The sequence below is a fragment of the Cellulophaga geojensis KL-A genome, assembly GCF_000568425.1.
In the GTDB taxonomy this organism is placed as follows: Bacteria; Bacteroidota; Bacteroidia; order Flavobacteriales; family Flavobacteriaceae; genus Cellulophaga; species Cellulophaga lytica.
In genome coordinates this window covers 67,192-91,223 of the sequence record NZ_ARZX01000009.1, presented here as the reverse complement: position 1 = coordinate 91,223, position 24,032 = coordinate 67,192, and the positions used below count along the sequence as shown (strand labels likewise).

The following is a 24,032-nucleotide window of genomic DNA, read 5'->3' as shown; positions in this document are numbered from 1 at the left end:
TATGAAAAGACTAAAAATAACATTAATAATAAGTTGCCTTTTTTTAACGGCTAATACTGTTTGCGCACAAAATTTTCCGTTTGCATTACCTAAACAAAAACCTAACCAACCGTTAAGTGAGGCTATGCAACGTAATTATGATAATTATTTAGCGCCAAGACCAGAAGACAACGAGTTGTACTCCTTATTTAAATATACAAAATTAGAGGGGTTAGATTATAGCAATGGAGACGGAACTGTTAGCCGTAGAGATCCTTCTAAAATTATTTTTGAAAACGGGAAGTATTATGTTTGGTACACACACAGAAAAACCAAAACACCTCCTAAAGGTGCTAAACAGGCTACAGAGACTATACCTTCTGCAGATTGGGATTTATCTGAAATTTGGTATGCTACCAGTTTAGATGGGTTTAACTGGGAAGAGCAAGGTGTTGCAATACCTAGACCTCCTAAACCAGAATTGGGTCACAGATCTGTTAGTACTGCTGATATTTTAAAATGGAAAGGAAAGTACTATATGTACTACCAAGGTTTTAGTGAAGCCAGTGGTTTACGTGGTGATGATTGCCCTGTATTAATGTCTTATGCAGATTCTCCTGATGGGCCTTGGACAGCAACTAATAAAATTGTGATCCCTAACGGACCAAAAGGTGCGTGGGATCAGTTTTCTATACATGACCCATATCCTTTAGTGTATAAAGATAAAATTTACTTGTATTACAAATCTGATTTTGATGGAAAACCTGATTTGGTAAGAATGCAAGGTTTGGCTACTGCAGATTCTCCTTTTGGGCCTTTTACTAAAAATAAACTAAATCCAGTTTTAGCATCTGGTCATGAAACTACTATGTTCCCTTTTAAAGAGGGAATTGCTGCTTTAACAATTAGAGATGGTAATGAGCACAACACCGTACAGTTTGCAAAAGATGGTGTTAATTTTAAGATTGCCTCTATAGTAGAAATGATGCCTACAGCAGCAGGACCTTATGTACCTGATGCCTTTACAAATACTAAAAATGGCACCGGAATTAGTTGGGGATTATCTCATTTTACAAATGCAACAACTTGGGATAAAAACCATGCTGTTTTAGTACGTTTTGACTGTGATTTGAGTACTGCTATTAACGATCCTGAAATGAAAAAACACCACGTTTATCACAGACCAGAGGTATATTTAAAACAAAGTTTAAGTAAAAAACAAAAAGAACGTATTACTGCAAGTAATAAAGAATTACAAAAGTCCAAATAATAAATAACATCTTAAAAAAAGCCCAAACAGTTAAACTACCTGTTTGGGCTTTTTTATGGTATAAATATCTATTTAAATTTTAGTTTTCTCTCCTGGATCTCTGTATGTGTTGTAGGTTGTAAAAAGGCTTTTTACTTTAGATGCAAACTCTGGTTTGTGTATTAAATTTTGCTTTTCATTTTCTATAACATTATTATTTAAATTAAATAATGCTACTGGAGTTCTAGTACTATTAGTTTTATCTTTTTTATCAAAAGCTATAATTAATTTCCATCCATCTTTAATAATAATTGCTTCTTTACCAGTACCAGATTGTGTAACTAAATAAGGGTGCACTTCTTTACTTTTGTTTTCTCCTGTAAAAATTGGCAATAAGTTGGCTGAATCATTAGCTTGGCCTTCTTCAATTTCTTGGCTTGTAATTGCTGCCAAGGTTGCTAAAATATCTATAGTTAAAATTGGTATTTTAGATGTAGAGTTCTTCTTAATTTTTTCTGGCCACCAAGCAATAAAAGGTACTCTGTGTCCGCCCTCATAAGCTTGGTTTTTTCCTCCTCGGTAAATATCGTTGGATTTGTGACCAGATTGTATGCTTTTCCCTTTTAATAACCCCCCATTGTCTGATGTAAACAAAATTATAGTATTATCATAAACACCTTTCTTTTTTAATGCTGCTACCAGCATAGCCATTTGTACATCTAACTCTTTAACCATATCTAAATGTTTAGATGGTGTTTGGCCTGCTATTTTTTCACCATTTAGCCTTTTTGTAGGCGTGTGTGGCAAATGCACTGCTAAAGAACAGTAATACATAAAAAAAGGTTTGTTTGTATCTGCTTTAGCAATATAATCTACTGCTTTATTTACAAGTAAAGGTCCCATATTGTGCGGGTCCCAATTTGTATCTCCTAAGCCTTCATCTTTATCTAAAGTAACCCCTTTTTTGGTCATATTCTCCTGTGATATATAGCCAATTTCTGAGTTTTTTTCTAAAGGCATCCACTCTTGATTTTCATACACAACATAAGGTACATTTTGTATTCCTGCAGGGAAAGTTAAACTATAGTCAAAACCATTATCTAGTGGTCCTTTACCTACTATTTTACGTACATCTACGCCTAACTCTACTCTTTTTCTAGGAGACCTGTATATTTGCCTGTCACTACCTTTTTTAAAAAAATCCATTCCAAACCCCCATTTGCCTAAAAAAGCTGTTTGGTATCCTGCATTTTTCATAAGCTTACCAAGAGTTAATTGGTTTGGCTTAATTGGTGATGCCTCATAAGCTCCCCAAACACCCCAAGGAGCATAACTACGGTAGCAATTATTCCCTGTCATTACTGCATATCTAGATGGTGCACATAATGCCGCAGGAGAATGTGCATCTGTAAAAACCATTCCGTTTTTAGCTAAATTATCTATAGCTGGTGTTTTTAAAACCACATTGTTGCTATGCATTTTTCTGTAATAAGAAATATCTCCTACACCTATATCATCTGCTAAAACAACAATTACATTAGGCTGTTTTTGCGCAAAAATCTGTGTTGAAAAAACAACACATATCACAAATATGTACTTTTTAAACATTCTTATTATTTTAACATTAACCAATTTAGATTTACAATTTTATCGGCACCCCAAACAGATTTAAAAACAACTACAATATTTTGCATACCAGAAACCTTTTTTAAAAGATTTGTTTCTATGGTTTGCCAACTATTCCAGCCACCAGTATATTTTATAGGAAACTCTGCAATTAAATCTCCCTTAGGATTTCCCAAACGTACCTCCATAGAACCTATTCTTTGTCCGCTTGCTACGCGTGCAACTATTTTTTTAGCAGAACCACTTGCAAAATCTACATTATTAAACCTTACGTTACTCATCATTTTGGTATTTGTAACCATCCACCCAATAGGCTCATTACCACCTACAAAACTAGTTTTTGCTCCACTAATATCATTATACCTATCTACTTGTATTTTTTCTCCTATTGTTGGTGCTCCTATGCCTCTTAATGTTGGCTTTACACGGGCTATGCTACCATCTTCTTTAAATGTCATATAATCTGCACGCATAGATCTTAATTTATTGTAACCGCTAATTTCCCACCAGTGATAAAACAATATCCATTTTCCTTTATAGTTTACAACAGAATGGTGATTGGTACCATTGCCAAGGTTGTCCATTATTTTGCCTCTATACGTAAAAGGCCCTAAAGGATTGTTACTTGTAGCGTATGCAATAGTGTATCCTTCATTTGCAAATACATGCGCAAAAGTTAAATAATATATACCATTTACTTTTATAGGAAAAGAACCTTCTTTATAGCCAGCAGGCAACCCTTCTATTTTTATAGGTTTTGCAGCTATTTCTTTCATATTATCTTTTAATGGAGTAACATATAATTTTTCTCCTCCACCAAAATATAAATAAGCTTTACCATTATCATCTAACAACAAGCCTGGATCTATACCTTCTACACCTTTAATGTAATTTTTTTCCCATTTAAATGGCCCAGTAGGATTTTTAGATGTACCTACGCCTATACGCCTAAAGGAAGATTTATCTAATGGTTCTGCAGGGTAATAATAGTAGTATGTATCTCCTTTTTTAATGCAATCTGGGGCCCACATACCGTAGGAATTTTTTTTACCCCAAGGCACACTATTTTGATCTAAAACCACTCCATAATCTTTCCATGTATTACCACCTTCTAAAGAATACATATGATAATCTGGCATACAAAAATCTGGCGCTTGTACTCCTTCCTCTGGTACTATATCATGAGACGGATAAACATACAACTTACCATTAAAAACACGAGCAGTTGGGTCTGCCGTAAATATATCTGTTACCAGTGGGTTTTGTGCGTTTATACTAGCACACAGTAGTAATAATACTATAAGTAGTTGCAAAACATTTTTCATATAATATAAATTATGTTGGTTTAAGTTAGTTGTTAATTTAATCTGCATGAGCATCTATTGTACCACCAATATTGTTTTCTTTATAACCCTCTAAACTAACTTTAAATGCGTGTGCATATTTTGTTGGTAGTTTAGCTGGCTTGGCTATTATAAGTCCTCTTTGGTCTCTTTTCCAGCTAATTTTTTCATTACTGCCCAATAAACTTATATTTTCTATTTTAGAGTTTAATACTCCTATAGCGGTAGATAAAGACTTTACCGTAATTTCTTTTTTAGGAGTATCCATTATGATAATATAAAATTCCTTATCTGATTTTTTAGTAAATCTAATATCTGCATCTGTGTATGCTATTTTAAATTTTTCAACTTTATGTCCGCCTTCTGGTAAACGAGTAGGCCCCTCACCAAAAATTATCCAAGGTCTTGTACCATAAATTGCATCTCCGTTTACAGCTAACCAACTCCCCATATCTAACAATAAGTTTTTCATTTCTTGAGGTATAGATCCATCAGGGTTTGGTGGCACATTTAACAACATTAAGCCATTTTTAGATACAATATCTACAAGTATATCTACAAGCTCATTTGGCGTTTTAAACTTGGCATTGGGTCTGTAAAACCAAGCACCTGGAGACGTATCTGTTAACCACATAGGAGACTTTGGCTGGTTTGGTCTTCCACGCTCATAGTCTTTAACAGCAGTGGTTTCAGGAAAAGTAGATTCTTTGTAAGACACTACAACCTCTTTGTTCCACTCAATTCCTTTATTGTAATAATATGCTAAAAATTGCTGTCTACTTTCTTCTGTCATATTCTCTAACCACCAGTCAAACCAAATTAAATCTGGTTGATACACATCTATATATTCTTTAATTTTAAGCCACCAATCATTATAAAAATCTTCATCTGGAGTATTAGATTCTAATGAATGCGGATTTGTATATAAGTCATAATCTTTAGGGTTTATGCCGCCGTGTTTGTGTGCAGGTGCAAAATATTTCCACGTAAATGCGTGGTGAAAAGAAGCCATAAATTTTAGCCCCTTTGCCTCTATTTCTTTTTTTAATTCTGCTGATGGATCTATGCCACCATAATTTATAGAATTCCAACGTGTGGCCTTGCTGTTCCACATAGCAAAATTATCATGGTGCATAGCTACGGGTCCAGCAAATTTAGCTCCTGATTTTTTAAATAACTCTGCCCATTCTTTTGCATTAAAAGCAGTAGGAGAAAATTGTTCTATTATATGCTTATAACCATATTTTGCTGGCTTACCATACTTTTTTTTATGGTGTAGGTAGTTAGTTGTTGGCTTACCATTTTTGGTTGGTACTTTTTTACCGTCTTCATACATTTTCATTCCGTGCCAACCAGCATAATACTTATCTGCATCTGTACCTTCAAAAGCAGAAGAAACTGGTCCCCAATGGGCATATATTCCAAACTTAGCATCTTTAAACCAATTGGGAGTAGCATTTACCTTTGCTAAAGACTCCCAACTTTTTGTATATACCGCATTACTATTTTTTTGTTCTTTTGAAGATTGACTATAACTAAACGCTACTATACTAAAAACTGCTATTGTTAATTTTAATTTTACCATACTAAAAAGGATATTATAGTAGCAAAGTCTTTTCTTTTTTGCTCCTAATTACTAAAAGTGTTGTTTGTTACCTTAAACACATTTCAAAAATAATTTAATAGCCTCATTTAGCAGATAACGTATGTTTTAGAATATAGAACGGATGATGAATTGTATCTTAAACATTACTGGTTAAGGTACTTTTTAGGAAAAAAGGTAATTGGTGTTATGCTTAAATTTTTATAATATACTTCAGCAGCTTCAGACTGTATTTGTATTTTTCCTTGAGTTACAGGTGTAACAATACCATTTTTTAAATAACGGGCATTTTTTACCCTGTTTACAACTTTACCGTTTACTAGATGTATACTTTCTGACCCCAAACAATAAATTTCTAATGTATTCCACTCTCCGTTTGGCTTCTCAAACATTCCTAATTTACTGGCTTGACCAGATTCAAAACCTGGTCCCCATTTTAAAGGCACTAATTCTGCATTAGGATTATATACAAAAAATGGCTTTCCGTTTTTAGCATATTTTTTTTCTGCAGGAACATCACCAAAAACATCTGTTAGAGCAATAAAATCTCCGCAATCACCCTCTTGCACCTGAAACTCTAAACTAGACATCCAAACATTCCAAAAAGCTCCGTGTGGCCCTTTAGCATGATATAAAATTCCGCTATCTCTTTTGGTATACAAACGTGGTTCCCATTTTTTTTCTCCCCATTTAAACTGCACACTTAAATGGTAATTTCCATACTCTTGCTTTGTAGTTAAACCGCCATAAATTTCACCTGTAACTTTTAAAACCGGTTCGTTATTTTCTTTTATGATTGAAAACACATTTTTTAAATCTTTGTTTAGCCCTAAAGGTTTTCCTGTTTTTACATCTGCAAACTTCTCTACATTTAAATCTACAGAAGTATGCACGGCTCCCATCCAAATTTCCCAATTAGATAACTTTTCATCAAACAAATAAATGGTTGAAGAATTTGTATTTTTAACTACATCTGTACTTTTACAACTCACAAATAACAACAAATAAAAAGCTGTTATTACTGTATTAAAAAATACTTTTTTAAAAGATTGCATTGCCATTACACTTACTATTTTTTTAAACTAAAAAAGCCAAGATTTGTATCTGCATAAAACCTTGGCTTTTTATTACTTTAAACAATTAAACTACATTTCTAACTCAATAACATATGCAAAGTCTCCTGGTTTTTCTTTTGGCATTGTAACTTTAAAACCATCTTTTTCTTGACTCCACTTTATTTTTTCTTTACTACCCAATACTCTTGCATTGGTAATATTTAAATCTTTTGCATAAGTAGCTTCTTTTGCTAAAGATTCTATAACAACAACACCATCTTTTGGCCAATCTAAAACAATAGCATAAAGCTTATTATCTTTGGTTGTAAACCTAATGTCTTTAGAAGATAATCCTTTATTATTCCCTTCAGAGTGGTGACCCTTTTTAACCTCTGTTGGTCCTTCTCCAAACGTTTTCCAGTAAGTAGTGTCATAAATAGCATCACCATTTATAGTTAACCAATCTCCTATTTGTAGTAAAATTTCTTTTTGATCTTCTGGTATTGTGCCGTCAGATTTAGGCCCTACGTTTAGTAAAAGATTTCCGTTTTTACTAACAATATCTACCAAATCATCTACAATTTGGTTGGCTGTTTTAGACTGCCAATTAGAAACATAGCTCCAAGAGTTTTTGCCAATAGAGGTATCTGTTTGCCAAGGTAATTTACGTATACCAGGTAATTTACCTCGTTCTAGATCATAAATAACTGTACCTTCTGGAAAAGCTTCATGAGAAAAATTTTTATCTTGTAGAACAACCTCCTTACCCCATTCTATACCTTTATTATAGTAATAAGCAGCTAATTTTGGTCTCTGATCTGCAAAATCTGGAATATCTAAATAAAAATCGAACCACATAATATCTGGTTGGTAATTATCTATAATATCTTTAGTTCTTGCCCACCACAACTCTTTAAACTCTTTAGAAACAGGTTCATTTAAATCTTTACCTTTTGTAGAGTACAAATCTGCATATGCAGGGTTTGTAGTATCAAAATGATCTTTTTTATTAAAGAAAGACCAATTAAAAGCAAAATGAGAAGATGCTCCCATAATCATACCTTTTTGTCTTCCGGCTTTAAATAACTCTCCTAAAATATCTCTTTTAGGCCCCATATCTACCGCGTTCCAACGTGTAACATTAGATTTATACATTGCAAAACCATCATGATGTTCTGCTACAGGTATTACATATTTTGCACCAGATTTTTTAAACAAATCTATCCATTCATTTGCATCAAAATTTTCTCCTTTAAACATTGGTATAAAATCTTTATAACCAAACTTTTTTTGATCTCCCCATTCTTTTTTATGATGCAAATACACATCTGAAGGTCCCTTTTTTTCTAAATTTAGTTGCGCAGAAAAAGTAGCCGTATCCATATACATTTTACGTGGGTACCATTCTGATGAATATTCTGGAACACTATATGCGCCCCAATGAATAAAAATGCCAAACTTTTTTTTATTAAACCAAGTTGGGTCTTTATAATTTTTTTTGATTGATTCCCAGTTTGCTTCATAAACTGACTTAGTTTCTTGAGCTATTTCCTCCTTTTTATCTTTTTTATCTGCACAAGACAAAATTGTTAATGAGAGAATAAAAAAGCTCAGTACTATATATTTTCCACTTTTCATATCTAATAGATCCTAAAGGTTGTTCTTACTTATCTAAAGCGAAATTCTAACTATAGTTTTAAAAGCATTAAAACGTATGTTTTTTATAGTAGACCAAATGTCTAATTCCCTGTTTTTACTACTATTTAAGCCTAGAAATAAGTATTGCATCTGCCTTTTCTGCCCAAGGAGACTTAAACTTTCCTTGTTTTTTAATAGCTACCTCTTTTGTAAACTCTCCTGTTAGGGTATTAAACCACTGCATAGTTCGGTTTTCATCTTTCTTTTTTAAAAATGCAGCATCTATACCGTAGTTTTCTTTGTGTATATATATTAAAACTGTGCCTTTATCATCTGTTAAGTTATAACCACTACCGTTATGCCAAGGAATAGGCTTCATTTTATGAAACTGAAGCTTACTAAAGAGTTTTTGCATGTAATTAAAGTATATAAACTTTGGTTTATAAAACTCTTTAGGTTGCTCAAAAGGGTTATAAATAATTACATTCCATGAAGTACCTTGCCAATAATAAGTGGTGTACACACCTGCAAATAAGCACATATAATTGCGACGTAAACAGGTTTCTGCATTGGTATAATCGCCTGTAAAAACAGTATACATAGACTCCTCATAACCACCGTGTTCTATATTAAATATTGGTTTGTTTTTAAATTTTGTTTTGGCTTCTAACATTTTGTTGTAAATGTTATGTGACCAATTTTGAGAAGAAATAAAATCTACCTTATCTGGAAAATTAGAGCAATATTTATAATCATGTACAGACACCAACCTGTTGTATTTGTCATTTGTTTTTAACCTTTCTATTCTTCCGTGAATATACGCTTCATCTGCCCTACCATAGTACAGCGCCTCTTTAGAAATATCCCATACTATATTAGGAAAAGCTTGGTACCTTTTTACTACATAATCAAAATACATGTTATCTGCATCTGTATTCATATTAGGCCAAGCAACCAATTTGTTCCAAACGTATATCATTAAATGCGCAGCTATACGCTTGTTATGCATTAAGCTAATAGTACGATCTAATTTTTTAAAAAATTCTGGGTTTAGAGCTGAGTAATTTGGATTGTTATTATTGCCAAGGAAAGGAAAAATATCTTTTGGACCACCAAACTCATGCTCTGGATGTTGTTTTAGTTTAGAATCTTTAGTCCAGCTAACATCATAAGAAAAAACATTCATCACTACCTGATTAAATCCGTTTTGGTTTAAAAGGTTTAAAAGATGCTCTGTTTTTGGTAATCCTTTTTTGTTGTGGTAGTCCAAGGCATAAAGCCAATCGCACTCAAAGGCCAATAAAAAGTAAGGAGTGCCATCTTCATAATAAAAATTTTGAGGATCATTTTTTGGTATAACTAATGCTCCGTGATTATTAGTGGCTGCAGAAGACACCGTTACACTACCTTTTTTATGATGTATTTTTTTTAGATCTGCATAGGTTGTAAATTTCCAATTACCCTCTAAAGAACTAGAAAACCGTATTACCCATTCTTTATTACCATTATAAAAACCAGGCACTTGCTGTACTGTACCATTACTATGAGTAAAAATTGCATAAAAATTAGCCGTATAAGGAGATGCTACATTTTGGTTTGCTGTAAATGTTATATCTAAAACCTCCCATTTTGGAATTTTAAAAACAGTGTTTAACGTGTAGTTTTCTTTTTTAAGTTGGCTAGTTACTACTGTAAAACTTAGCAAACTAGTAACTATTAAAAGTTTTAATACATTTTGCATAACACTGTTTTTATTTACCTATATTTTCTTAATCATTCCAATGCTCATCTATTACCTTTTGTATGTGCGGAAACTTACTACCATCTTCCTCATTTAAACTTTTACGTTTGGCTTTTAACTGCTTTTTAAGTTCCTTAATTATATCTTTATACGCAGGGTCATTGTAGGCATTATTCATTTCTTTAGGATCTTTAGTTAAATCATAAAACTCCCAAGCAGCTGGTGTATCCATCTCAAACTTATTACCCCAACTTTTTTTGTTCCATGTAGCATTAGGGTCTTTGGTATCTACCCAATATTTACCATAAAAAAATATTAGTTTGTACTGTTTTGTTCTAATACCAAAATGTGCCGGGTTTGCATGTGCGTGTGCCATATGCATCCAGTACCTGTAGTAAGTAGACTGTTGCCACCCTTTTGGTTCTTTACCTGTTTCTAAAATAGACTTAAAACTATGCCCTTGCATTTTTTCTGGGGCTGTGCCACCAGCTAGCTCTATTAAAGTAGGTGCAAAATCTGCATTGTTAATTATTGCGTCTGTTCTAGTACCAGCCTTTATTTTTTCTGGATAACGCACAAAAAATGGCATACGCATAGATTCTTCATACATCCATCTTTTATCAATATAATCATGTTCTCCCAGCATAAAACCTTGGTCGCCTGTGTACACAATTATAGTATTATCATACAAGCCTTCCTCTTTTAAAAATTTTACCAATCTGGCTACATTATCATCTACACCTTTTACACAACGTAAATATCTTTTTAAGTACTCTTGATACGTTTTGTGAGTGTATTCTTTGTCTGTCATATCCAAAGAAATGCTTGAGGCATCAAACTCTGGGTTAGAGATTTGCATATATTTGTTAGACCACAATCGCATTCCCATACTTCTAACAATGTTTCTTTTAGATACAGATGAGCCAATAACGCGCAGTAAAGAATCATTAGAACCCCTTGTTGCTATAGAACCATTATTACCATTCTCATACAAACTTGCTGGTTCTGGTATATATGTATTTTCTAAATAATCTTTATAACGTGGTGCATACTCAAAATCGTCATGAGGTGCTTTGTAATGGTGCATTAAAAAAAACGGCTTGTCTTTATTGCGTTTGTCTTTTAACCAAGCAATAGTTAAATCTGTAATATTATCACTAGAGTGTCCTTTAGTTTGTATTCTGTTTTTTGGCCACTCTTGCTCTCCTTGCACTATAAATTCTGGATCATGGTATTTACCTTGTCCAGGTAATACAGCATAATAATCAAAAGTAGCAGGCTCATCTTCTAAATGCCATTTGCCAACCACAGCAGCTTCATACCCTAATTTTTTCATTTCCTGTGGCAAATATTGCCTTTCTGGTGGTATATGCCCTTCTAAATCTAACACGCCATTTGTTTGGCTATATTGACCCGTAATCATAGTTGCCCTACTTGGTGTACAAATAGAGTTTGTAACAAAACAATTATCAAAAATAATACCTTCGTTAGCAATTTTATCTAGATTTGGAGTAGGATTTAAACTTGCCAACCTACTACCATATATACCAAATGCTTGTGACGTATGATCGTCTGCCATTATGTAAATTATATTTGGCTTTTTGGTTTCTATTGTAATTTTTTCTTTTTCGGCACATGAAATAATGGTTGCCATAAACAGTGAAAAACAAAATAGCTTTTTAAACATTTTTGGTAGGTTTTAGTTTGATAAAGTAAAAGCGCTAATTAAAGCGCTTTACAAAAGTTACATTTTTTTTAGTAATGAAGAATAACATATGATTTTATGAATAAAACATATGATTAATACATTTAATCTGCTTTAACCGGTTTAAAAATACGAATCCAATCTACTTTAAATGTATTATTTTCTTTATTAGCCAATTCTGCATCAGATGGTGTAATATTTTTATCTGATCTCCATGTTTGATCCTCTGCATTAATAATTATATCCATAGGTTTACTTAACCCTTCACCATCTGCATAATTATTAGGGTCTATCATTTCTGCTCCAGAGGTTGTTCTTACCAACTCTCCATTTATATAATACTCTAAATGAAATGGATCTCTCCAGTACACTCCTACTCTATGAAAATCTTCCCTCCATAATGTACCAACCTCATCTTTATACCAGCTACCTGCATCTGTTGGTTGGTAATCTTGAAAAGGTTCTCTAATAAACATATGATGGCTTAAATGAATACGCTCTGCATACCAAGTTTGGTCTGCCTGTGCTAACTCTGAGTAGCTTGCTCCGTAAGCTTCTACAATATCTATCTCCTGAGTATCATCTGAGCTTAAAAGCCAAACATCTGATGCTAGCGTAGTATTTGCAATTTTTACATACGCCTCTATATACACTGGGTAAATTACTTGTTCTTTTGAGGTTATACAACCCAAATGAATTTTGTTTGAGTTTGGAACTCTACTAGCAACCATTTGCAAATAACCATCTTTAACTAAAGAGTGGTCTCTTTTCCATTCTGTTAATCCTGGGCCAGACCATTGGTTATGATAAAAATCTGTCCATTTGGCATCAAACTCTGCTCCTTTATTAGCGGCCTCTGCTTCATAATCAAAACTGTCTGACATATTTTGAAACTCCCAAACATTACCTTCTCCTGCTTCTGCTGGCACAGGTATGGTTTTCCAAGTTACTTCTGGTTCTTCTTCTGGTTCTTCAGTTGGGGTTTCTGGTGTCTCTATTACTTCTTCATCTTCTACTTTATCTGTAGAATTACTATCACTACAAGACACTACATAAAATAACAAGAATACTATTGCTGTATTAAATTTCATCATAATAAATTAATTAGTTTGGCTCAAAGTTGTAGAATGATTGTGATTTTAACACAAAAAAAAACTGTACAAAAAATAGACAACACTAGTATTTTAAGTATAAAAAAGGCCCCACTTTGTACAGTAGAGCCATTTTTTTTTAAAAATTATTTTTTATGGTCTTTCATCTACTTCCATAATTCTTATATCATCAAAATATATAACACCCATACCATTGTGTCTTAAATATATTTCATAATCACTACCTGTAGTAGCTGCAGTAAACCTTTGACCTGGACTTACCGTAACCCAAGTATCTTCTGCTGCTGTTGCAACAATATTATTCCAAAACTGAAATACAGTTTCTCCGTCTTTTTGTATCCAAGGTCCGTTCATATTTATAACTGCACCAGCTTGCTTATAAATTTTATACTCTAACTGATAAGTTACCCCTGCTGTTAAGCTATATTGATCTATTAAATTATGAAAACCAGACCAAGCACCAGATTCTGCTGCATCTACTTTTATACTATATTGTCCGCTAGCTGCTTGTTCTGTTGATGGAGCAACAGTTGTAGTTGGTAAGTTATCATCTTTAGTTGTCCAGTTTACTCCACCATCTTCTATATCATAACGTACTGCTTCATGTTGATACATTTGAACAGGTAAATCTGTAAAAGCAGCTGGTATACGAGTATCTGTAGACTCTAATGTGCCATTACCATCATAAGAAACAGTAATATTATCTGACCTGTATATTTGGTCTTGAAGTTTTATCTCTAAAATAGTTGCATTAGAAGAGTTTAAACCTATAGATGAAATGGTAAAAGGAGTACCATTTACGTTTACTGTAAAATGAGCTTTTTGGTCTGCAAAAGGTTTAAATTCTCCATTATAAGGTATTTGTATGGTTTGGTTTTCTAATTCTATCAAATCACCAGCAACCTCAAATGGTAATGATGACGGCACTACATTTATAGTAGCTGCAACATTATACCTATCATAATCTGCAGGTATATTTTCTCCTAGCCTACTAATATTTAAAGCTGCTTTAAAAGAACCCAATTGGTTTAATTGTATTACAGCAAGTGAATCTGTACTTGTAATATCTCCTATTTGCCATGCTCTAGTATTAGGGCGACCAATGGTAGTAATGTCTACAAACTCTAATTCAGACCCTGCTTCTACCGTAATAACATCACTCTCTAATTCATGAGGAACAACTACTCCGTTTTGACGAATTAGTATTTGTGGCACAATAGTATCATACACATCTACAACAAAAGTAGTATCTATAACCCATTTACCACCTACCTCTTTAGAAGGAAAAACAAAACCATCTGCACCTTTAAACTCTACATATTCTTTAAACTCATTGTAAAGGTTTACTTTTTTTAAACCACCTTCTTTAAACAGAACATGTACTGTTTTGTCTGTGCTCTCTAAAGATTCTGGTTTAATTATAAAATCATCATAAATAGAATCTTTACGTTTAATTGGACCTTCTAAAAAATAACTTCCTTGTTCTATGGTCCATTTGTGTGATATTTCACCTTGAGATAAATCTGAAAATGAAGCAAAATCATTTACACTTACACTAACTATTGTATCTCTAAAACCACTTGTGTACCAAGATACGTCTGAGAACGAATTAGGAGCATCATAATCATCACTGTTACACGCGGTAAAAAGCGCTATAACTAATGCTATTAAAATTAATCTATTATTCATAATATCTTTTTTTAGTTATTCAAATTTGGGTTGGCTGTAACTTCACTATTTGGAATAGGATAATATCCATGTATACTCTCGTTATAATTTACTGCAGCTTGTGCATAATCTATAAACGTAAAGCCATTTGCTATAGGACTTTCTCCTTCTTTTAAAACAGAACCCCATCTTGTTACTGGTTTACCTTCTTTATCTATAAAAGGAAAATTATCTGCCCAGTATCTTTTTTGACTTAACTCTTGAAAGCGTTCTTTTAAAACACCCCATCTTCTTAAATCTAAAAAGCGAACAGCGTGCCCTTCTTCTGCTAATTCTAATGGTCTTTCTACATACATTAAATGCTCCATTAAACTATTAGCATCATAAGTAACATTGTCATGATCTGCTCCTGGGTAGGTACCGCTACCATCTGGACCAATTAATTTTAAAGCAGAACGGTGTCTTACTTCATTTATTAATGCCATTGCTTGTTCTACGCCACCGTCATCTGTACCTCCTTTAATTAAACACTCTGCCAACATAAGGTAAACATCTGCCAAACGTACCAAACGTATGTTAATACCCGAACGTGTATTAGGTACAATGTCACTTTCTGTTGCCACAGTTGCCCAGTTTGTATACTTTCTAAAATATGCTGTTTCTTTGTTGTTAAATATTGTAGCATCTGCTGTAGATAATCCGCCATAATAAGGAGTGTCTAAATCATCTACTACAGCAATAGAATAAGAAGCACGTAATGAGTATGATCTTGGTCTCATTAATGTTACAGGATCACAGCCTTCTGTGCCATCTTCACAAGGCACATAGTTTCTAGGGTCACTCATATCTAATTCTTCATTCTTATAGGCCATTTGCAACCAAGCACTTGGCATAGACACTCTAAAACCACCTAAGTTTGCTGGTGCAAATACTCTACCTAATGTGTTAGATACATTTTGACTATCATACGGGTTTAGTTCTGATTTGAAGTTTACAGAATAACTAACTTCTAAAATAGACTCAGAATTAAATTCACCTGCCTCAGAAAAATTATCGTCTATGTTTTCTACTAAAGACCTGCCATATTCTCCGTTAGTAATAATATCATTAAAATATACTGCTGCTGTTGTATAATCTTCTTCATACAAATAGCTTCTTCCTAATTCTGCGGCTGCAGCTGCAGCTGTAACACGACCAACATTAGCATTACCGTCCCACATTGGAGGTAAATTTTCATAAGCAAATTCTAAATCTTTTAAATAAAAAGCTTTTACCTCTTCAGGCGTGCTTAATGGCTGATAAAAATCGCTTTCTGCCTCTGGTACAAAATCAAAAATTGGCACACTACCCTGGTTAAACATATTATACAGGTAGGTGTATGAAATTCCTCTAAAAAACTTAGCCTGTGCTATTATTTGTGTAGCAAAATCTATATTATCTTGGTCGTCATACGTTTCAATTAACCTTTCTCCGTTAGCTATAACTTGGTTTGCTCTAAAAATAACTGTATATGTAGCAGACCACTTATTTCTTATATCATTTTCTGAATCGTTAAACGTTTGTAGGTAGAATGAATTTTGTGTGTTTGGCCTACCAAAACCTGGCCAGCTCATATCTGCCCTGTGATTGTCTGACAATACATTGAAAATACTTGTATTTTTAAAAGCATTATATACCGCAGTTAAACCTCCGTTTAAATCTACATTATTTTTCCAGAAACTACCTGTTGATAGTTCGTTAGGATTGGTTTCTTCCAAGTAATCATCTGAGCATGCTGTACTGCAAATAATGCACAGTAAAGCAACAGCTATTTTGTTAAATATTAATTTTTTCATTTCTAGTTCTTTTTTTATTAAAATTTAAATTCAATACCAGCTCTATATTGTGTGCTTATTGGGTAAACACCCGCATCTATACCACGTGTGCTTAAACCATCATTACCTATTTCTGGATCAAAACCATCATAATTGGTAATGGTTAATAGGTTATCTGCTGCTATGTAAAATCTTAATTTATTAATATTAAGCTTCTCATTTAATTTTTTAGGTAAAGTATAACCTAAAGTTACGTTTCTTAACCTACCAAAACTACCGTCTTGCAACCAGTAATCTGTATATCCTCTGTAATTAAAATGATCTCTACCTCTGTCTGACGGAATTGTAGATGTTGGATTTGTTAATGTCCATTGGTGAACTAAGTCTTGATGTGTACCCTGCTTGTATGCATAGGCTTTACTACCATTAATAATTTCTCCTCCTATGGCTGCATACCAGTTCATAGAAAAATCTACATTTTTATAATTAGCGTTAAAGTTAAAACCCAACTCATACTCAGGAGCTCCACTACCTTTATAAACTCTGTCATCTAGTGTAATTTCTCCGTCACCAGCATCTGGTATACCATCATTATTTGTATCTACAGTTAACTGATCTACGTACTTTAAATCTCCTAAATTAGCCGTAGGATCTATTTGTCTGTACTCATCTAACTCTTCTTGACTAGTAACTAAACCATCTGTTTCTACTAAAAAGAATGCACCAGCCTCATAACCTTCTCTAAGAGCAGTAACTAAATCTTCTCCTGGTAAGCCTGGCGCTACTTGGCTACCTCCTAAGAATGAAAACTTGTTAGAATCACTCATTCTAGTAATTCTATTTTCATTTTTAGAATAGTTAGCAGAAACGTTCCAACTAAACTTACCTTTATGTTTGTAATTAGCACTCCATTCTGTACCGTAGTTACGCATATCACCAACATTTAATATTACGCTAGAGTTGTTACCACCACCAACTGTTGGAGGTAAAATAACAGGAAATAGCATATTTGTTCTAGAACCATCATAAACCTCACTGGTTACTGTAAGTTTATTGTTAAAAAACCCGAACTCCATACCAAAGTTCTTTTCTATTTTCTTTTCCCATTTTGCTTTAGGATTTTTAAATGCTTCTTGTATAGCTCCTAAAACCAAAACTTGGTCAGATCCTGTACCAAAAACATAGTCATGTCCTAAACCAATAGTTGGTGCAGTACTATAATCTAATATGCTTTGGTTACCTGTTGTACCGTAACTAAACCTCATTTTAAAGAAATTAAAGGTTTGTCCAAATATATCATCCCAACCTTTTTCGTCTGATGCAATCCAAGCTGCAGATGCAGATGGTGCATATATCCATCTGTTTTCTTCAGAAAAACGGCTTGTACCATCACGCCTTAAACTTGCACTTATTAAGTATTTACCTTTATAATCATACTGTATACGCCCTAACATACCAATTAATGTATTGGTTCTGTCTTGTCCGTAACCACTACCAGTACCTACGTTAGCATCTAACGTAGCACCATTTAAGTTGGTGATTTCATTATTAAAAAGATCAAATTTTTGAGCAAAGAAAGAATCGTATGTGTATTTTTCTGCACTTACCGCACCTACCAACGTAACGTGGTGGTCTCCAAAAGTTTTGTCAAAAGTTGCAATACCATCTATGGTTGCACTAGTAGATCTATCACTTTGGTTATACACCCCAGACCTAATTTGTTGCGGTATTAAATCTCCTTCTACAGAATATGCTGTAAATAAGGGATTTACCCTAACTCTTGTATTGTTTGTTCTGCTTAAAGATGCACGTGTAGTTAATTTTAAGCTAGATAATAATTGGTGATCTACCTGCATACGTGCATTAAAATTATCACCTTTTCTAACGTCAGACTGTTTAAGCTTAGCCATTAAAAAACTAAGGTTTGTAGCATCATTATTATTTGCAGCACCTGCGCTATCATCTACCGTTGGTGAATTTGGATCTATTAATTGCTGATAAGGTTTGTACCTGTAACCATCTAATAATATTTGCCAAGGTGTATACTCTTGCTCATCTGTTCTTAAACCAATACCAGTTGTAAACGTCCATTTTCCTTTTTTATAAGTTGTATTTGCTCTTACATTTAACCTTTCTAAACCAGAATTAATTAATGAACCTTTCTGATCAAAATAGTTAACAGACACATTAAAACGTAAGCCTTCTTTACCACCTGATATATTAAGGTTATGGTTTTGAATTAAAGCCATATCTTCCTGAAGAATATCCATTAAATTGGTGTTGTTGGTAAAGTCATATCGGTTTTGCTCTAGTGTTGTAAATGAGTTATTTGGAAAAGTACCGTTTATATTGTTTAACCTTACAAATTGGCTATACATAGAATCTTCAAAATTCATTAAAGGAACACTAGATACAATATCTTGCACCCCCATATAACTGGTTATACCAATATCCATTTTACCAACTTTACCAGATTTAGTAGTTATTAATATTACACCCGCAGAACCTCTTGTACCATAAATAGCTGCAGAAGCTGCATCTTTTAGTACATCTATAGTTTCTATTTCTGCAATACTTAATTGTGGATTACCATCTTGTGGTATACCATCTACTACATACAAAGGAGAGTTACTACCAAAAACAGAGTTTATACCACGTATAAGTATTACTGCATCAGACCCTGGTTGTCCGCTACTAGAAGTTACGTTTACACCTGCAATTTGCCCTTGCAGTGCACTACCAACATCTGAAGTAGATATTTTTTCAATATCCTCTGCCTGTACTTGGGCAACTGCACCTGTTACCTCTCTTTTCTTTTGCACACCGTAACCAATAAGTACTACTTCCTTTAATGCCTCAATATCTTCTACCATAGTTACATTAATAGTACTTTTAGAGCCTACTGCAATTTCTTGCGCAACATAGCCTATATAACTATATATTAATACGCTATTTGGTTCTGCTTGTATGGTGTAGTTACCATCAAAATCTGTAACTACCCCAACTGTTGTACCCTTTACAACAACACTTACCCCTAAAAGTGGCTCGCCATCTGCGCTAACATTACCCTTTACGGTTTTTGTTTGTGCTAGAGCCAAACCAAAGCCTATAACAAAAAACAAAATCGTTAAAAAAGCTTTATGTCTAGACTTAACAAGTAAATTAAATTTCATTTCCATAATCGTTTTTTAAGTTTAGTTACACAAATGTTGGTTTTATTTGCTTTAAGGGTAGTAACAAATGTTTTTTTAAGTAAAACATATGTATAAAATCTTAAAAAAGTGTTAACTAAACCACGCTGAAACCAGTAAATATGTTGGTTTTGTATTATTTATGTAATTTAAACAGTATAAAAATGTTAATTTATAAAAAATTAACGCATTAACTACACAAATTAATAAACACACAAAAAAACCACCAACACTACAAATAAAATAATGCTGATGGTTTTATAAAGCTGATGAAAATTATTTAAAAAACTATTTTGTACACAAAAGCGTAGTTACCATTTTTTGTTTTTGAAGGTTGTATAACCAAACCATTTTTTGTTTGTTCCCAAACAATTTTTTGGTTAGTACCCAACATTTCTATTTTTTTTATTTGATGTTTTGTGTTTGCTAATGATTTTATAAAAACCTTATCCTTAGGCCAATCTAAAACTATAGCATACAGTATACCATCTTTTGTTGTAAACCTAATGTCTTTTTCTGTGTTGTCTTTATTTTTATGCTCGCTTAAATGCCCTTCTACAACCTCCGATGGGCCTTCTCCAAAAACCTCCCAAGTTCTTGTACCATATATAGCTTCTCCGTTTACTTTTAACCAAGCTCCCATTTGCAGCAAACGTTCTTTAACTTCTGCAGGAATTTCTCCTTTTGCAGTTGGTGTAATATTTAATAAAACTGCTCCGTTTTTACTTACTACATCTACCAAAAAATCTATAAGTCTGTTTGTAGATTTGTATTTAGGATTTTGAATATGGCTCCAAGATTTCCAGTCTATTGAGTCGTCTGTTAACCAAGTAAAGTCTTTTTTATCACTCATTCTAGAACGTTCTAAATCTAAAACTGCAGAGCCAACTGCTAAATCTTTAAATTTATAGGTTACTACAACTTCCTTATTATTTTTTAATCCTTGGTTGTAAAAGTTTGCTAAAAATTGTTTTCTGTAATCTTCATCAATAATATCCATTTTATTATCAAACCAAACAATATCAGGGTCATACTTAGTAGTTAACTCTGTAAGTCTGTTTAACCACTCTTCATTAAATGTTTTGTTAGGTAAAGGGTTTGTAGGTTTATCTGCCATAACAAAAGTGCCCTCTGGAACTTTAGGCCCATACAACCCCTTATATTTTAAATTAGCAGCATCTGTAGTTTTATCCCAAGTTGGGTACCAAGCGTATAACCAATGCCTGTGGTAAGTAGTAATAAATTTTAAACCACGAGCCTTTATAGCTTTTTCCATAGCACCAACAACATCTATTTTAGGTCCTTTATCTTTAGCATCCCAGGTGGTTAATTTACTATCCCACATTGCAAAACCATCTGCGTGTTCTGCTATTGGACCAGCAAATTGTGCTCCTGCATTTACAAATAAATCTGCCCAAGCATCTGCATTAAACTTTTCTGCAGTAAACATTGGTATAAAATCTTTATAACCAAAAGTATCTAAACTACCATACGTTTTTTTATGGTACTTGTTAATAGGGTGCCCATCTACATACATCCACCTAGAGTACCACTCATTTTTATATGCAGGCACTGTATATGGCCCCCAATGAAAGTAAATTCCAAATTTTAGGTCCTTATACCATTCTGGCACATTATACTGCTGTAAAGACTCCCAGTCTGCAGTATATTTTAGGCTCTTATTAGGTATTTCTGTTGTTACTTTTTTACTGACACAACCTGTAAAAAGTAACACTAAACAAGCTTTTATAAAAATTCTGTTTTTCATAGTAGGTTAAATAACTTGGAGATTACATTCCTAATACTATTTTAGGAGCATTGTTACTGTTATAGCCTTCCAAATCTTTTTGTTTTATATTGGTTTTCCAAACATAAGCATATTTTAAGTTCTTCATTTTAGAAAACACTCGTAAACTTTTAGCTGTAATATTAGTTTCAAATAAATTAACTGATGTCATTTTTTGTAGGCTTGTAAGATACTCTACAGCATTATCTGATATTGGGTTTTTACCAAGCTTTAACTTTTGAATGTTTGTAAATTGACTTATCACTTTTACATTTTCATCTGTTATCCCATTACTTTCTAAAGATAACCATATGATGTTTTCTTTTATAGGTAACAACTTTTCTAATTTATTATGAAGCTGATCTTTGGTTACTTCTTGTATTGTATTGACATCTAAAACTACCTCAAATAAACTAGAATCAAACACTAGCTCTCTTAACCTAAAACCTTCTTTTTCTATACTTGCTATTAACTGTTCACTTACTTTAGTTACCGTAGGCAATGCCTCCGAAGAGTTACTATTAGTAAGCCCCAACATAGTGCTAGCAATTGTGGTTATATTTTCTGGTGTTTCTACATTAGCTACTTTGGTTTTAAAGCCAGCGTTAGAGCTATTTATCCAATAGGTAATAATAGCAATTTCCTCATCAGTTAAGGGGGGTTTTCCTTCCGGAGGCATAAAATCTTTGCTATGAGGGTCTAGTAATACTCTTTTTACCAGTTCAGATTTGGTAGCACTACCAGGTACTAAAACAGGACCATTTTTTCCTCCACTATGTATAGAAACACTGTCTACCATAGACAAACCTCCCTTTTTTTTGCTCTGGTTATGACAGCTAATACATTTATTATCTAAAATTGGAGCCACTAAATGTCCGTAAACCTCAGCTTCTTCTAAATTTGTAACTGCTGCTAATTCTGTTTTTTCTTCTTTGTTAAAAGGTAAGTACTTTACTAGATAATCACTACCGTGAGTAAGGTTACCACCATAATGCCCTGTTACACTTATTACAATAACTAATAAAGTAAGAGCCGCTATATTGGGTTGTAATTTTTTATAGTTTGATAATTTTATTTTTTCAATTCTAATTAACCAAGCTACAAAGGCTAGTACTGTTGTTACAACACCAAACCAAAAGTGAGAATCCAACGCATTTTCATCATAATCTCCACTTAGTGATAACATATAACCTAAAATACAAGCTACCAATGCACTTACACCTCCTAAAAACAATGCTAAAGGAATAGCCGTTGTTAATACAGGATTTTTTTTAACTCTGCTAAAAACCTCTAATAAAAAGGCAAATACTAAAAAACCTATTGGTAAATGCACCACAAGTGGATGAAACCTACCTAAAAATAATACAATATCTGGGACACTATTTTCCATACTAAACTTATAATTTTAAACGCGCTCTAATTTTATTGGAGCCGTTTTATTAGCATTCCATTGGCAGATATACAAATTTTTATCTTCATCTACACATACATCATGACCGTGTAAAATGGGTTTATTTTTTAGTTGATATGATTTTTGAAGAGCTCCGTTTTTGTACTCTGGAGCAGTACCTCCCGGATTAGAAACCACTTTATCACCATCTAAAATAGTTACAAAACCAGTATGGTCTTTCCAGTTTGTTTTTCCAACTTTGGGCTGAGACCAGCACACACCTGCATACAAGTTAGTATCATCAAAAACTGGTCTGCATACTTGCATATTGGGTAATTTTAATGTTTTAACGTACGTGCCATCTAAGGTAAACCATTTAAAACACTGCTCATTTCTTGAGGTACACACAACCATAGGGTTGTTTTTATCTCTGTAATCTATAGCAACACCGTGTGCGTTTTGCAAATTGTAATTTTTATTGGGGTTGTTATGTCCTCCCCAACGCCTAATAAATTCTCCTTTATAATTGTATTGCAAAATATAATCTTGTCCGTAACCATCTGCCACATAAATATCTCCGTTAGGACCTATGGCTATTTCGGTTGGACAAAAATTTTCTCCAGGCTCATAAACTCCTATTGTTTGCGGATGACCAATATCAAAAATAACTTTACCATCTGTGGTTGTTTTTGTTATTCTTCCATTATGCTTAACCCATTTTCCTGTTTTATTTAAATACCAACCAGAATCTGCTAAAAACAAAAAATCCTCACCACCCTCATTAGATATTTTAAGTCCGTGACCACCAGGGTAAGCTGTTCCCCAAGCATCTAAAACCTTACCAGATTTATCAAAAATTATAATATTATTTTTGGTATGGTCACCTATCATTATTAACCTTCCTTTACTGTCCATTTCCATTTCATGGCAATTTAACAAAGGAGTATGCACTGCACTTATTTGTGCCCAATCATTATTTACTTTATACGTATAATCTCCGTGGCCTAAAATAGTTTGGTTAGGCTTGTTTTTTTTAAGAATTGAAAAACCGATAGATGGCGTAGCTGTAACAGCTGCACTAGCTAGAGCTGTATTTTTTATAAAATTTCTTCTAGAAGACATTTATTTGGTT

Annotated in this window: 15 protein-coding genes; 1 reads left to right on the top strand and 14 read right to left on the bottom strand. The window is 33.3% G+C overall.

The genetic code is table 11. The annotated features are described in order from the left end of the window. Position 1: 1 nt before the first annotated feature. Positions 2-1,249 carry a glycoside hydrolase family 117 protein gene (locus tag KLA_RS08735; RefSeq protein WP_013620020.1) on the top strand — a complete coding sequence of 416 codons (1,248 nt, stop codon included), beginning with the start codon at positions 2-4 and terminating at the stop codon, positions 1,247-1,249. A gap of 72 nt (positions 1,250-1,321) precedes the next feature. On the opposite strand, the gene KLA_RS08730 is transcribed toward KLA_RS08735, so the two are convergent. The 14 genes from KLA_RS08730 to KLA_RS08665 form a co-directional block, all read right to left on the bottom strand. After that, positions 1,322-2,836 carry a sulfatase family protein gene (locus tag KLA_RS08730; RefSeq protein WP_013620021.1) on the bottom strand — a complete coding sequence of 505 codons (1,515 nt, stop codon included), beginning with the start codon at positions 2,834-2,836 and terminating at the stop codon, positions 1,322-1,324. Positions 2,837-2,841: 5 nt separating this feature from the next. After that, positions 2,842-4,179, bottom strand: coding sequence for a family 43 glycosylhydrolase (locus KLA_RS08725; RefSeq protein WP_013620022.1), 1,338 nt, complete (start codon positions 4,177-4,179; stop codon positions 2,842-2,844). A 37-nt stretch (positions 4,180-4,216) separates the two neighbouring features. After that, complete coding sequence (locus KLA_RS08720) at positions 4,217-5,782, bottom strand: alpha-L-fucosidase (protein WP_013620023.1); 1,566 nt, start codon at positions 5,780-5,782, stop codon at positions 4,217-4,219. Between the two features lie 164 nt (positions 5,783-5,946). Further along, entirely contained in the window at positions 5,947-6,861 is a 915-nt protein-coding gene (locus KLA_RS08715) for a DUF1080 domain-containing protein (protein WP_034645128.1), read from the bottom strand. 84 nt (positions 6,862-6,945) lie between these two features. Further along, positions 6,946-8,493, bottom strand: a complete 1,548-nt coding sequence (locus KLA_RS08710; protein WP_034645125.1) for an alpha-L-fucosidase — start codon at positions 8,491-8,493, stop codon at positions 6,946-6,948. Positions 8,494-8,614: 121 nt separating this feature from the next. Further along, positions 8,615-10,234: a DUF5060 domain-containing protein gene (locus tag KLA_RS08705; RefSeq protein ID WP_034645123.1), complete on the bottom strand. Its 1,620-nt coding sequence runs from the start codon at positions 10,232-10,234 to the stop codon at positions 8,615-8,617. Positions 10,235-10,262: 28 nt separating this feature from the next. Further along, positions 10,263-11,921, bottom strand: a complete 1,659-nt coding sequence (locus tag KLA_RS08700; RefSeq protein ID WP_034645120.1) for a sulfatase — start codon at positions 11,919-11,921, stop codon at positions 10,263-10,265. Positions 11,922-12,043: 122 nt separating this feature from the next. Next, a complete protein-coding gene (locus tag KLA_RS08695) occupies positions 12,044-13,033 on the bottom strand; it encodes a beta-agarase (RefSeq protein WP_034645118.1) in 990 nt (329 codons plus the stop codon). 150 nt (positions 13,034-13,183) lie between these two features. Next, a complete protein-coding gene (locus KLA_RS08690; RefSeq protein WP_034645115.1) occupies positions 13,184-14,740 on the bottom strand; it encodes a hypothetical protein in 1,557 nt (518 codons plus the stop codon). Positions 14,741-14,751: 11 nt separating this feature from the next. Further along, positions 14,752-16,554: a RagB/SusD family nutrient uptake outer membrane protein gene (locus tag KLA_RS08685; RefSeq protein ID WP_013620030.1), complete on the bottom strand. Its 1,803-nt coding sequence runs from the start codon at positions 16,552-16,554 to the stop codon at positions 14,752-14,754. A 17-nt stretch (positions 16,555-16,571) separates the two neighbouring features. After that, positions 16,572-19,712: a SusC/RagA family TonB-linked outer membrane protein gene (locus tag KLA_RS08680; RefSeq protein WP_013620031.1), complete on the bottom strand. Its 3,141-nt coding sequence runs from the start codon at positions 19,710-19,712 to the stop codon at positions 16,572-16,574. 292 nt (positions 19,713-20,004) lie between these two features. Beyond that, positions 20,005-21,492, bottom strand: coding sequence for an alpha-L-fucosidase (locus KLA_RS08675; protein ID WP_034645111.1), 1,488 nt, complete (start codon positions 21,490-21,492; stop codon positions 20,005-20,007). A 22-nt stretch (positions 21,493-21,514) separates the two neighbouring features. Continuing rightward, a complete protein-coding gene (locus KLA_RS08670) occupies positions 21,515-22,900 on the bottom strand; it encodes a DUF2231 domain-containing protein (RefSeq protein WP_034645107.1) in 1,386 nt (461 codons plus the stop codon). Between the two features lie 15 nt (positions 22,901-22,915). Then, positions 22,916-24,022 (bottom strand): twin-arginine translocation signal domain-containing protein, encoded by a 1,107-nt coding sequence (locus KLA_RS08665; RefSeq protein WP_152536837.1) that lies wholly within the window; start codon positions 24,020-24,022, stop codon positions 22,916-22,918. Between the last annotated feature and the right edge of the window lie 10 nt (positions 24,023-24,032).